General features: G+C 40.3%; 11 protein-coding genes. 1 reads left to right on the forward strand and 10 read right to left on the reverse strand.

Features of this window, described 5'->3' with window-relative positions:
- A partial coding sequence (locus Q8907_05570) for a nitroreductase family protein (GenBank protein ID MDP4273734.1) occupies positions 1–380 on the reverse strand: 380 nt, incomplete at its 3' end.
- A gap of 312 nt (positions 381–692) precedes the next feature.
- Between Q8907_05570 and Q8907_05575 the strand changes: the two genes are divergently transcribed.
- Complete coding sequence (locus Q8907_05575; GenBank protein MDP4273735.1) at positions 693–2,150, forward strand: aminoacyl-histidine dipeptidase; 1,458 nt, start codon at positions 693–695, stop codon at positions 2,148–2,150.
- A 70-nt stretch (positions 2,151–2,220) separates the two neighbouring features.
- Here the strand turns inward: Q8907_05575 and Q8907_05580 are convergent, their stop codons facing one another.
- The 9 genes from Q8907_05580 to Q8907_05620 all read right to left on the reverse strand — a co-directional run.
- Positions 2,221–3,333 carry a universal stress protein gene (locus Q8907_05580; protein ID MDP4273736.1) on the reverse strand — a complete coding sequence of 371 codons (1,113 nt, stop codon included), beginning with the start codon at positions 3,331–3,333 and terminating at the stop codon, positions 2,221–2,223.
- Between the two features lie 284 nt (positions 3,334–3,617).
- Positions 3,618–5,072, reverse strand: coding sequence for a decarboxylating NADP(+)-dependent phosphogluconate dehydrogenase (gene gnd / locus Q8907_05585; GenBank protein MDP4273737.1), 1,455 nt, complete (start codon positions 5,070–5,072; stop codon positions 3,618–3,620).
- A gap of 48 nt (positions 5,073–5,120) precedes the next feature.
- Positions 5,121–6,248, reverse strand: a complete 1,128-nt coding sequence (gene pdxB / locus Q8907_05590) for a 4-phosphoerythronate dehydrogenase PdxB (protein ID MDP4273738.1) — start codon at positions 6,246–6,248, stop codon at positions 5,121–5,123.
- A gap of 86 nt (positions 6,249–6,334) precedes the next feature.
- Positions 6,335–7,606, reverse strand: a complete 1,272-nt coding sequence (locus tag Q8907_05595; GenBank protein MDP4273739.1) for a lactate racemase domain-containing protein — start codon at positions 7,604–7,606, stop codon at positions 6,335–6,337.
- A 372-nt stretch (positions 7,607–7,978) separates the two neighbouring features.
- On the reverse strand, positions 7,979–8,824 hold the full coding sequence (locus Q8907_05600) for an SDR family oxidoreductase (GenBank protein MDP4273740.1): 846 nt from the start codon (positions 8,822–8,824) through the stop codon (positions 7,979–7,981).
- Positions 8,825–9,174: 350 nt separating this feature from the next.
- Positions 9,175–10,140, reverse strand: coding sequence for a methionyl-tRNA formyltransferase (fmt, locus tag Q8907_05605; GenBank protein MDP4273741.1), 966 nt, complete (start codon positions 10,138–10,140; stop codon positions 9,175–9,177).
- A complete protein-coding gene (locus Q8907_05610) occupies positions 10,137–11,393 on the reverse strand; it encodes a bifunctional 3,4-dihydroxy-2-butanone-4-phosphate synthase/GTP cyclohydrolase II (GenBank protein MDP4273742.1) in 1,257 nt (418 codons plus the stop codon). Before Q8907_05610 ends, fmt begins: the two co-directional genes overlap by 4 nt.
- Positions 11,365–12,561, reverse strand: a complete 1,197-nt coding sequence (locus Q8907_05615) for a glycosyltransferase (GenBank protein MDP4273743.1) — start codon at positions 12,559–12,561, stop codon at positions 11,365–11,367. The genes Q8907_05610 and Q8907_05615 overlap by 29 nt, the downstream gene beginning before the upstream one ends.
- Positions 12,562–12,613: 52 nt before the next feature.
- The coding region (locus Q8907_05620) for a glycosyltransferase family 4 protein (GenBank protein MDP4273744.1) at positions 12,614–13,816 on the reverse strand (1,203 nt) is incomplete at its 5' end.

A 13,816-nucleotide genomic window follows, 5' to 3' on the forward strand; every position in this document is an offset into this window, starting at 1 on the left:
CAGGTTCCAAGGCCTTCTTCAACAGCCTGAAGGCAGAAATTTTCAGTAGCTATTCCTATATCAATGAGCGGGAAAGGTTTGTCCTTAACTGTCGAACCAAATTTAGACGTGAAATTGGGCTTTTCCATTACGACAACCACATGCACCGGCGCCTGTTTGGTAAAGTGATTGATCGGGAGTATACGGTTTGAAGTGGCATCAGCAACAGCGTTTTTGATTTCGGGATTGTCCACCACGATAAATTTCCAGGGTTGGGCATTACAGGCTGAAGGTGCAAGACGGGCTGCTTCAAGGCAACGTTCGATTTTCTCCTTTTCTATTGGTCGGGGTATATATGCCCTGTCGGATTGACGATTTTTGACCAGTTCAAGAAAATTCATATTTCTGTATTTATTATTTCTTCTGCGAAATTAGCATTTTAATTTCCTGAATTTTATAATTTACACAATAATCACAAACAATTTTGATCATGAATGTGAAAAAAATATCTTTAAATTTTAATGAAAAGCAAGATATTTATTGATGTTTTTTATAAATTTTAATGTTAAATATGATTTTTATTATTATTTTGTTCAGGCTTTAGTTTTAAATTTAAAGCCAAAGAAAATTCATGCATACAAGTATAAATGGTCAGAAACGAATTCGTATATTTTGTCCGGATTAACTTTTAAAATCAAATTTACTTACCGATTATGGCAGAACTATTTAAAGGATTTGAACCTGAAGCTGTTTGGAGTTATTTTAGCCAGATTTGCAATATTCCGCGTCCTTCAAAAAAAGAAGAAAAGATCAGAGAATTTTTGTTGAAGTTTGGAAATGAGCATGGATTGGAAACTCATGAAGACGGGGCTGGGAATATATTGTTAAAGAAAAAACCATCACCCGGAAGGGAAAATGACCGGACGGTGATATTGCAGGGCCACATGGATATGGTTTGTGAAAAAAATTCTGATGTACAACATGATTTTAATGCGGATGCCATTGTTCCGTTCGTTGATGGCGAATGGGTAAAAGCCAAGGGTACTACCCTGGGGGCTGATGATGGCATAGGGGTGGCAGCCATGTTGGCTGTACTGGCCGATAAAAATATTCAACATGGGCCATTGGAATGTTTTTTTACAGCCGATGAGGAAACCGGAATGACCGGAGCTTTTGCCCTGGAAAAGAAATTCTTGGGGGGTAAGGTTTTAATTAATCTGGATTCGGAAGATGAAGGAGAGTTATTCATCGGTTGTGCCGGAGGAATGGATACAACCGCTGTTTTGGGTTACGATAAACGTCCGGTTCCGGACCGTTCCAAAGCATTGGTTATTCGTATATCGGGATTAAAGGGCGGCCATTCGGGTGATGATATTCACAAGGCCTTGGGCAATTCAAATAAAATTCTTACCCGTATTCTCTGGAATGCCATGAAGAAATTTGAAATCAGGCTTTCCAGGTTTGAAGGGGGAAATTTGAGGAATGCTATACCCCGAGAGGCATACGCTGTAGTAACCGTTCCTGCAAATCAGGTCGATAAATTTAAAGTTTATCTCAAGCATATCGGGCAAACCATTAAAGAGGAACTGCTTTCAAATGAACCTTCTTTAGAAATTAAGGCAGAAGATGTTTCTTTACCGGAGTTTGTTATAAATAAAAGTGTTCAGGCCAAACTGATCAGTTCTTTGTATGCATGTCCCAATGGAGTGATAGCCTGGAGTAAGGAAATTAAAGGATTGGTGGAGACCTCAACCAATCTGGCTTCTGTAAAATATACTGAAGATAACAGGATAAAAGTGGCTACCAGTCAGCGCAGTTCAGTCAATTCTGCAAAGGAAGATATTGCCCACATGGTAGAAAGCGTATTTTCACTGGCCGGAGCAAGGGTGAAGCATGGCAAGGGATACCCCGGCTGGACACCCAACAAAAATTCCGAGATTTTGTCGATCACTATTGCAGCTTACAGGAAGTTGTTTAATAAAGAGCCCAAGGTGAAAGCTATTCATGCAGGTTTGGAATGCGGGTTATTCCTTGAAAAATATCCTGACATGGATATGATTTCTTTCGGCCCGACGATCAAAGGTGTACATTCACCCGACGAAAGGCTTGATATTGCTTCTGTAAAAAGATTCTGGGATTTGCTGGCCGAGGTTTTAAGACAGGTCCATTAAGCATCACCATAACATACAAAAGGCAGGTTGTTTATAATCGACCTGCCTTTTGTTTTTAGTTGAAATATTTTTATGAATGAAATATCAATAAGGGAATATGGGTTTCAAAAAGCATTTTTTTGGCTATACTTGGTGAAATAATTTTGGTGATCAGGTTCCGCTTGTGCGTGGTCAAAGCCAAAACATCAATATTATTTTTGTGAATAAAATCCAACATTCCGTTAATGATATCTTCATTTTCAATCAGGGCCGTATCAATATTGACTTTCCCATACATTTTCAGGAAATATTCCTTTAAGCTCTCCATCCTGACAATATTCCAGGGATTTTTAATGTCCGAACCCACATGTACGCAATGAACTTTAATGTTAATCGTTTCCACAAATTTCATCAATCTTTTAATCGTAATGAAGTCGGATTCGTCGAAATCTGTTGCGTACATCAAGTTTTTGATTTTATCTAATCCATCAAACCGGGTATCAGCAGGTATCAATAAAAGAGGGATCTTGGTTTTTTCAATAATTTTAACAGGCAGATTGCCAATGGCAAAACGGTTGCGTTCATCTTTTCTCACTGCACCGGCAACAATCAGATCCGGATGAAAAGATTCGCTCAAGGAAATGACAGAATCTTCAATAAATCCACGATCCAGGGTATAATCCACGGTAACCCCTTCAATCTTTTCTTTTTCAATGACATCAAGCAAGGCTTTCTTATAACGTTTAAGGTTTTTTTCAGCCTTGATCTGCATATCATTCAGATAGGTCGTCATTGAATCGTTATAGGTATATGTCTCTTCAAAAGGCATAGCCGCCAGGCCGGGATAAAAATAGGAGTGGAGCAGTTTGAGGTGGGCATGATATTTTGCTGCCAAACCTAAAGCAAAATGGCACGCATTCTCTGAGTAATCCGAAAAATCGATAGGGACTAGAATACGTTTTATTTCCTTAATTCTTTCCCTTTGTAAGATGCTCTTCGCTTCATTTTCTTCCTCAAAAGCTTTAATAATGCGCAAAGCTTTTTCTCCATCTTCTTCATTAACCATCAACTTGACTTCTATGGATAATTCAGGATGGTCAAGGTTTTCGAGAAAACATTCAATCCCTTCAGCTTCAAAACGGCTTTTTAAAATCTGCGCCTTTGAATAGGTTTGAGTAGTAATATTCAGCAATTTGTTCCCCATGGTAGTAGTTTTTAAGTGTCTGACAAATCCATGTAAACAACTCCGGAATAATTACCCGTTTCCGTTGTCATTAATACATTTTTAATATGTTGAAAATAGTAAATTTTTAAAGAAAAAACAACTTTAATGGAAAGATATGTTGTTTTTTATGTGTTTCTAACTAATAGAAAATCAATTGTTTAAATTTATGTTATATTAAAAATTTTTATTATGTTTATTATTAGTAAAATAAAAAAGGCCGGATTTGAAAAATCCGGCCTTCTGAAAAAAAAAATAAACAACAATTATACAACATAAGTGTGGGAAGCTGTGTCACCTCCGTGTCCAGTCCAGTTGGTATGGAAGAATTCACCTCTGGGCTTATCCGTTCTTTCATAAGTGTGGGCACCAAAGTAGTCCCTTTGAGCCTGCAAGAGGTTGGCCGGCAATACTTCAGTACGGAAGCCGTCAAAATAGGTGAGTGCAGCAGACATGGCAGGAACAGGAATGCCGCTAAGCAAAGCAGTTGACAGAACTTTTCTCCATCCTTCCTGTGCAGCCTCGATTTTGTCCTTGAAGAAAGGATCGAGCAACAAGTTGGCCAGTTGGGGGTTCTTTTCAAAGGCTTCTTTGATCTTGCCTAAGAATACAGAACGGATGATGCAGCCACCTCTCCACATTAAGGCGATGCCGCCATAATTCAGGTTCCAGCCATATTCTTTAGCGGCAGCATTCATCAAAGTATAGCCCTGAGCATAAGAAACGATTTTTGAAGCATAAAGGGCGTCTCTTAAATTGTTGATGAATTCTTTCTTGTCCCCTGTAAAATTAACTTTGGGTCCGGCTATTACTTTCGATGCGGTTACTCTGTCATTTTTCATAGCTGAAAGGCAACGGGCAAAAACAGCTTCACTGATCAATGTCAGGGGAACACCCATTTCAAGGGCAGATATCCCGGTCCATTTACCGGTTCCTTTTTGTCCGGCAGTATCTAGGATCTTGTTGATCAATGGTTTGCCGTCTGTATCCTTGTAAGGAAGGATATGAGAAGTGATTTCAATCAGGTAGCTGTCCAGTTCCCCTTTATTCCAGTCGGTAAATACTTCAGCCATTTCATCCGGAGACATACCCAGTAAGTCTTTCATGATCTGGTAAACTTCGCAAATAAGTTCCATATCTCCGTATTCAATGCCATTATGCACCATTTTCACGAAATGGCCGGCACCGTTTTCGCCAACCCAGTCGCAGCAGGGTGAACCATCTTCTACTTTGGCACAGATTGATTGGAATATAGGCTTTACAAAAGGCCAGGCTTCTTTTGATCCGCCAGGCATCATGGATGGGCCTTTTAAAGCACCTTCTTCACCACCAGAAACACCAGTTCCGACGAAACGAAGTCCTTTGCTCTCCAGGTATTGGGTTCTGCGGGTAGTGTCAGGATAATGTGAATTACCCCCATCAACGATGATATCGCCCTCATCCAATAGAGGAATTAATTTCTCAATCATGTCGTCTACAGGATTACCTGCTTTGATCATCAACATAATAACCCGGGGTGATTTCAATGAACCTGCCAATTCTTCGAGGCTGGCAGTGCCAATAAAATTTTTGCCTTTGGCCCGGCCTTCCATAAAATGATCAACAACACTATGAGTACGATTGAAAACCGATACGGTAAAGCCTTTGCTTTCCATATTCAGTGCAAGGTTTTCGCCCATCACGGCTAAACCTATCAAACCAATATCTGCTTTTTTATTCATGAAAGTAAATTTAAATTATCTTTTTAAAAATTACTGAGTTTTTAATTGCTATTTGAGGGTGATATTAAAACCTATCTTTTTTAAGGGAGTTTCAATATCCGGTAAACTATTGGATAATTCTAGGGTATATGCTGAGAATTCCCGGCGGATGGGATAGCTGCCCCTGAGTTTTTCAAATGTGTCGGGAGCTTCGCGCAACCTTTTATCATCATCGGCAACGCGGTAAACTGAGTTAATGGCTTCTGAAAATATCTGTTGCCTGGTTTTCCCTTTACAATCAATGGGAATAACGGGTTTCTCGGGAGCAGGAATCTCAGGAAACCATTGTTGGGCATTTAATTTAAAGAAACGGACAAGCGAAAGCACCGACATTGCTGATCCATTTGCTTTTCCATCTGCAGAATAACCAGCAATATGCGGGGTGGCAATATCCAATAAGGACATCAGCTCCAGGTCGGGATGTGGTTCGTTTTCCCAGACATCGAGAACTGCACCTGCTATTCTTTTTTCTTTCAAGGCCATTTTCAGGGCGCTGTTATCCACCACTTCTCCCCGTGAACAGTTGATCAATATTGTATTGGGATTTAACCTTTTCAGTATATTCTCGTCAATCAGATGATAAGTCTTGTCTTCGCCTTCATAAGTAAGGGGAACATGAAGGGTAATCACATCGGCTTCACGGATAATGCCATCAAGCGAAATATATCCGCAGGGGCCAATTCTTCTGGCCAGGGGTGGATCGTTAAGTACAACCCTGAAACCTAAAGCTTCAGCCAGTTTTACAACTTTTCTTCCTACATGCCCTACACCTATAACGCCCAGTGTCCTTTTCTTAAAGGATAAACCATGTTTCCCGGCCAGATGAATTAATACTGAAGCCATATACTGCTGTACAGACGAGGAGTTACAACCTGCAGCATTGGTCCAGTAAATCCCGTTTTGCTCACAGTAAGCTGTATCTATATGATCGAAACCTATGGTTGCCGTGGCGATGAACTTTATTTTGCTGCCTTCGAGCAATTCTTTTGTACAATGGGTACGGGTGCGGATGATCAGTGCATCGGCATCTTTTACATCATCCTTGCTGATGTTTGCCCCGGCAATATATTCAACTTCCCCGTAAGGTTCCAACACGCCCTTGATAAAAGGGATCTTATCATCAATAATTATTTTCATCCTTAAATATTTTGGTCGAGGAAGGACTTTCATGCGGTTTCATCATTGAATAACATGAAAACCTTCCGTGTTAACCCTATAGATTATTAATCTTTAAACCTCCCTCTGTATGCCCAAAGTCCCAGGGCAGGATTTGAGATATAGAAAATTTCTTCACCGTCTACCGTATTGAAGCCGTCTTTAAGTTTTTCGGGATTGTATTTCTTCATCATTTCCGATAAGTCGGCGTATTTAAAATTCACGCTTTCAATTTCTTCTTTTGAAAGATGTCCCGGGCAATAAGTGATGGAGAAACGTCCTTCCGAAGAACCGTGAATCAGGTGTGCAGCAGCGCCCAGATTTTCCTGAAGATCCTTATTGTTCCTTGTTAATTCATTGACTTTGTCGGTTCCGACATAACCATATTTCCGGATCAGCTGGTCGATTTGTTTGTCTTCGCCAAAGACATTCAGTCCGGGGGCGAGGATGATCAGTTCCCCATTATCGGCAATGGCCATACGGGTACGGTAGATGCTCTTGTTGCCCAGCCAGGTACTCTTGAATTCACTGGGATCGAGGTAAACCACCACTTTTTTCAGAGGCTGTTCAAGCATTTGGAAATTTACTTCCAGGGAAAGTTTGGCTGCCAGATTGAAACATTCAACATCATCACCGACAAAGAGTCCGCGGGTGACTAATTTACCGTCTTTATCGGATCCAATAACCGTTAAAACGTATACGATCGGGAGATTTTTGGCAAAATGGTCGGATGCGTAATTCAACACGCGGCGTACAGGAGTATCGGCCCGGCCCATCATCCGTTCCATGCCGAAAGAGGCACCGATAAAATGGCTCTTGTTGATGCCTTCGCTTCCGCCGGTACCTACAAAAATGTTTTTGTTGTAATTGGCCATACCGATTACTTCGTGCGGGACAACCTGTCCGATAGACAAGATAAGGTCGAAATTCCCTTCAACAAGTAACTTGTTGACTTGGGCAGGCCATTCATAGTCAACTTTTCCTCCGGAAACTTCTTTCACAAATTCTCCTGGAACCACCCCCAAGGTAACCACATCGTGGCGCCAGTCATGGACTTTGAAAAGGGAAGAAGGCACCTCGCCGAACATCTCTTTGATCTGTCCGGGTGTCATTGCCGTGTGAGTACCTAATGCAGGCATGACGGTTTTAAGTTTGTCGCCCAAATATTGGTAAGCATATTGAGTCAGTTCTCCGGCTTTGGAATGAAACCTCGTAAAATCAGGGGGCAGGGCTAAAACACGTTTTCTATCCCCTATTTTTTTTAGAGCTTCAAATAAACCCTGCTTTAATCCTTCGGCATCAATGACTTCATTTGCCGAGCCTTTTTTTAAGTATATCATTTTTATTCGATTAATTTTTTCAACGCTTATTCGCTAATCTTAATTTTTTCGTCATTTATTTCATCCCTGGCTTTCAGATATAAATATAATTCTTTTTTATATGATGATAGTAAACCATTTACAGATTTGAATACAACAGTTAAAGATAAAGATTTGTTTGATGAATATTTGTAACTCATTGATTGTTAATGAGTTACAAATATTCATTACTTTCTTATCAATTTAACAGTATTCGGTCGATAAAAAAGAACTGGCAGCGGCTGACAGAAGTTCTGTCCGTAGCCCGGATATATTTATCATTTCATAGATTAAAAAATATGCGGCAGAAAAATATTCTGCTGCATATTAAAATATGTACGAAAATGAAAATTGTTATACTCCGCTGTAAGCGTTGAAACCCCCGTCAATAGGAATAACGACACCGGTAACAAAGCTTGAAATATTTGAAAGCAGGTAAAGAACAGTACCCTGAAGGTCTTCAGGTTCGCCGAATTTACCCATAGGGGTACCTGCAATAATTCTGTGGCCGCGGGGAGTAAGTTCTCCGGTTTTTTCATCGGTCATCAGAAAACGGTTTTGATTGGTCAGGAAGAAACCGGGAGCAATTGCATTTACACGGATACCGGTTTTTGCCAAATGAACGGCAAGCCATTCGGTAAAGTTGTTGATAGAAGCTTTTGCTGCAGAATAGGCAGGGATCTTAGTCAGCGGGCGGAATGAGTTCATGGAAGAGATATTCAATACAGAACCGCTACCGGCTTCAACCATATCCCGGGTAAACACCATGGTAGGCAATACGGTTCCGATAAAGTTGAGGTTAAATACTTTTTCGAAACCATCAAGGGTCAAACCATAGAATGTGTCTTCAACCTTGGAGGATTTTTCCATGGTTTCGAGCTGGGTAGTAGCTTTGGGAGAATTTCCACCTGCACCGTTAATCAGGATGTTGATTTTACCTAACTTCTGATTGATTTCTTCTTTGGCCTTAGCCAGGGATTCCTTGTCCAGAACATTACCCTGAACGCCGATTACAGTACTGCCTGTTTCTTTGGCTATTTCGCCGGCAACTTTATCAGCCAATTCTTTGTTCAAATCAAGAATGGCAAGTTTAACCCCTGCAGAAGCAAGTCCTTTGCTTAAGGCTGTGCCAATGACACCGGCTCCGCCGGTAATCACGCATACCTGTCCTTTCAGATCTTCAAATGATAAATTTTTCATTTTATTTGTTTTTTCTTAAAAGCCGAATGGAACCCGCATGTTACTATTCCAGAACCCAATGATAGTAAAATCGCCTGTTTCAGACTTGTTTTTACATCCGGCTTTTATGTTTAATTTTTTTACATGCGGATTACACGTAAAATTATATCTGTTTACCAAATTACAGGTCTTATTTCCCTGCAAAGAAACAAAATATATTCAAATATCGTGTACGCAAACGGTAAATATTTTTAAAAATAAAATAAATGCTGATGCCAAATTTTGATACTTCTATTCATATTTAGAAGAAATTGCAACTAAAACATAAAGAACAATATGCAAAAATGATTTTTATAAGGTTTTTGAAAACCTTATAAAACGATGGAAAAAGTATCCCGGAAACCTCTTAGAAATTCTTCTGCCGAAAGGCATCCGTGCCCCGGTAGCTGTAAGGATTTCAGGTAGATAAAACCATCCAGTACGGCAACCTTAATATATTTTTTATTATCCGTAAAAATTTTTCCTAAGTTTTCTGATTGCGAAACAATGTGGTTTTCTTCAAAGCTTGAAAGAAAGATTTTTAAGGGGATTTTTTGGTCCGGATCCTGTCCTGTCCTGATTTCCGTCCATGCAGTAGGGTAGGGGCTAAGCCCCCGGATGAAATTGTGTATGTCTTTTCCGGGTTTATTCCAGTCTATTTTGCAATTTTCCTTAAAAATTTTCGGGGCAGGTTTTAAAGCCCCGGAGTCAGTCAGTTCAGATTGCCGGGTATGAGGGTAACTTCCATTTTCTATATCCTTCACCGTTTTAAGCAATAAACCTGCTCCTGTTTCCATCAGCTTATCGTGCAGTTCGCCGGCTGTTTGGTCAGGGCCAATGGGTACTGTTTCCTGGTAAATAATTTCTCCGGTATCTATGTCTTTGGAAATAAAGAATGTAGTTACGCCGCTTTCTTTTTCTCCGTTAATAACGGCCCAATTGATGGGGGCTGCGCCACGGTATTGCGGCAATAAGGAGGCATGCAGATTGATTGTGCCTTTGGGCGGCATGCTCCATACCACTTCGGGCAACATTCGGAAAGCGACAACAACCTGAAGATCCGCATTTAATGCTTTAAGCTGAGCCAGAAATTCGGGATTTTTCAATTTTTCAGGCTGAAGAACAGGCAAATTTCTTTCCAGGGCAAATTTTTTCACCTCCGAGGCTTGCAATTTTTTGCCTCTTCCTGCTGGTTTGTCCGGTGCAGTAACTACTGCTGCTATCTCGTAATTGTTGTCTATGAGGGTTTTAAGCGTTGCCACTGCGAATTCGGGTGTACCCATGAAAACTATTCTCATTTGCCTTGGGGTTTATAATGGGCCAGGTTCAAAAAATGTCCCATTTTATCGCGTTTCGTTTCAAGGTAAAAATGATTGTATTTGTTTGGAGCTATTTCTATAGGAACGTGTTCCGTTATTTCCAGTCCATATCCCTGTAATCCTTTCATTTTCTTAGGATTATTGGTAAGCAACCGTATTTTTCCCAGTCCAAGTTCTCTCAGAATGCTTGCTCCTACACCATAATCGCGTTCATCGGCATTAAAACCCAGCTCAATATTGGCCTGGACGGTATCCCTTCCTTCTTCCTGAAGCTTGTAAGCCTTGATTTTATTGAACAGGCCTATGCCTCTTCCTTCCTGGTTCATGTAAAGAATTACGCCTTTGCCGGTTTTCTCGATCAGGCGCATGGCTTCATGAAGCTGGTCGCCGCAATCGCAACGGAAACTTCCGAAAATGTCTCCTGTAAGGCAGGAAGAATGAACCCTTACCAGTACAGGTTCGTTTTTTGTCCATGTTCCTTTAATCAGGGCAACATGTTCAAGGCCATTGGATTTCTGGATAAAAGGGATCAGTTCGAAGTTCCCGTATTCGGTGGGAAGTTTTACTTTTACGCCTTTGACGATCAGGCTTTCTTCTTTAAGCCTTCTGGCAATAAGATCTTCAATGGAGATAATTTTCAAATTGAATTTATCAGCTATTTTGAACAATTGTGGAAGGCGTGCCATGGTTCCATCTTCATTCATGATCTCTACCAGTGCACCGCCAGGGGTAAGTCCGGCCATCCGGGTAATGTCAACAACCGCTTCGGTATGTCCGGAGCGTTTCAAAACGCCTTTGTTTTTTGCCCGCAGGGGAAAGATATGTCCCGGACGCCCTAAATCCATTGGCTTGGTGGAAGGATCCACGAGGGCTTTAATGGTTTTTGCCCTGTCACTTGCCGAAATACCGGTGGTACATCCATGTCCGATTAAATCAACGGAAACGGTAAAGGCTGTTTGATAGGGGGCTGTGTTTTCACTAACCATCAGGTCAAGTTCAAGTTCCTCGCAACGTTCTTCAGGCAGTGGGGTACACATTAATCCCCTTCCATAGGTGACCATAAAGTTTACTATTTCAGGAGTAATCAGCTCCGCAGCAACAATAAAATCCCCTTCATTCTCACGGTCTGCATCATCAACAATAATTATAGGCTTTCCTGCTTTAATATCTTTGATCGCTTCGTCAATGGTGTTTAGTTTTCTCTTATTTCCTTCTTGTGGGTTGCCAGACATTTGTTTTTACTCCTTTTAAAAATTTGAAGAACCCCCATAATAAAGCAAGGTTCATATTATAAAAATGTGAAATAAACCGTAAAATTACGATATCTATCTTTATTTTTTTCAATAAATGATCTGCCAAAGGAATTCCTATAGCCAATAAACATTGAAAATAAAACATACAAAGGTAAAAATTGTTTCCATCTAGTAGAAAAATATTGGAAATAATGGCTAAAACCAAGAAGAACGGGCCAAACCAGCGCAGCACTTTATGAGATAAGAAGCAGAACGCCAAACCGCGATATGGAGGCCAAAGTAAATGTCCGAAAATTTTCAGGTTTTGAAAATTTCCGGCTGATATCCTGACTTTTCTGGCAAATTCATCTTTCGAATTATCAGACATTTTTTCCATGTATCTGGCCGCTAATTCGAGTATACACCTGCTTCCTATTTCGAGCACCTTCAAGGTGATATAAAAATCATCAACAGCAAAGCCTTCAGGTATGGGAGAAAAATATCCCTTTCTAATGGCATAGCAGGCTCCATGAGCACCAATCATCGCCCCCCATATTTTTCCTTCGTTATATTTGATTTTTATCTCATGTGTCATGAAAGTTTTTTCCTGAAAGGAAATCCCTTTTTTTTCTGTATGGGGAACAACAATATTACCTCCAACCAGTCCAATATCAGGGTTTTTAAAATGTTTTACCAAATGGAATATGGTACGGGGCTCAAAAAATATGTTTGCATCGGTGAAAATCAAAATCTGATGATTTGCATATTTTACCAGTTGATTGATCACGGACGGTTTGCCTTGCCTTTGTGAATATGAATAAAAATGAAGGTTTGGATATTTTTTCACCAGGGAAGCAAGGATGGCATTCGTATTATCGGTTGATGCATCCGAACCTGCAATAACTTCAAGTTGATGAAGAGGATAGTCAGATTGAAAAAGATTCTCTATTTTTGATTCAATCACCTGTTCTTCATTATACACGGAAAGGATTACGGAAATTCCCGGCAATTCATTCATATCTGAATAACACAGATTGTTGTTTGTTTTGAACTTTGCCAGTATTTTAAGGATGAAAGGGAAAAGGAGATAGCTGTGAAGCAGGGCTGCTGCCGAAGTCCAAAACACTACTTTTGCAATATTCAGGTAAAATTGAATTAAAAGAAGCATTTCAAAAGAATTAACCGGTCTGTTGAATATTGTTTATATACCAACCGTAAATTTATACTTTTCCTTTTATTGATTCATAAAAATTCAGCAAAGAATGAACAATGGACTGGGAGTCAAAATTTTCCCTTACAAAATCGGCTGCATTTTTTCCCAGTTGTTGCTGTTTGAGCGGATCGTCCGCCAAATCATGAATATATTTGGTGAACCTATCCGGCGTGTCCGCAATAAGCATCTGTTTGCCGTGTATATAATCAATTCCTGAGGCTCCCAGGGAAGTGGAAATAATCGCTTTGCCATGGGCCATGCCTTCAATGATTTTTATCCTCATCCCGCTGCCTGAAAATAAGGGAACGACCATGATTCCTTTATCCTCCATGAATTTGGCGGCGTCATTCACTTCTCCTGCGAAGACAGTCCTTTCATCTTCATATTTCCTTTTCAGCCATCCCGGGGTATTGCGGCCAGCAATGTAAAATTTCAATTTACTCTGACCGGTTTTCAATGTTTTCTTCTTCCATACTTCCTTTAGAAACCATTCCAGTCCATTGAGATTGGGCATCCAGTCGAGGGCTCCGATAAAAAAAAGAGAGGAAGGATTTGCCGCCGTTACATTGTCGAAATGATTCGTACTGATTCCAAATGAGGCAATATGCATGGGTTTTTTGTTTCCCATAAGGCTGAAAATTTTTGCATCTTCAAGGGTTATGGGAACAATGGCATCATATTGGTTCATCAGCAGGTCCTCCAGTGAATGCACTCTTTGGGAAAAGTTCCTGAGATAAAGCTTTCTTAAAAAGTTCTTTTCATGAACGGCTAAGGTTTTCCAAATATCATGTTCAATATTAGGGGCACGAAGAATAATTTTTGCTGTAGAAAGTTTTCTGATTTTTTCAGCAAAGTAGACAAGATATATGCCTTCAAGTTGAATGATATCGAAATCCCCGTTTTTTATTACTTCTGTTAATTTTTTTTCAAATGACAGGGAATAGAACTGTTCGGCATTATATGGCAAAGAGGAAAAAATGAAGTTTTTAACCAGTTTGAACGGATAAATTCTGGTATCCACAGGAACCGGAATAAATTTTACAGTGGAAGAAAGATCTGCCGGGAGCATTGCCGGGTCATAGAAATGTTTAGGCGTATTCATGCACAAAACAGTTACCGTATGACCTGCCAGGGCATAACCTTTTACAAGGGTCAGAGTGGCAATTGCCCCACCATCCTTAGGCGGGTATGGAAATTTTGTACTAACCAG

The sequence above is a fragment of the Bacteroidota bacterium genome (assembly GCA_030706565.1).
Classification (GTDB): domain Bacteria; phylum Bacteroidota; class Bacteroidia; order Bacteroidales; family JAUZOH01; genus JAUZOH01.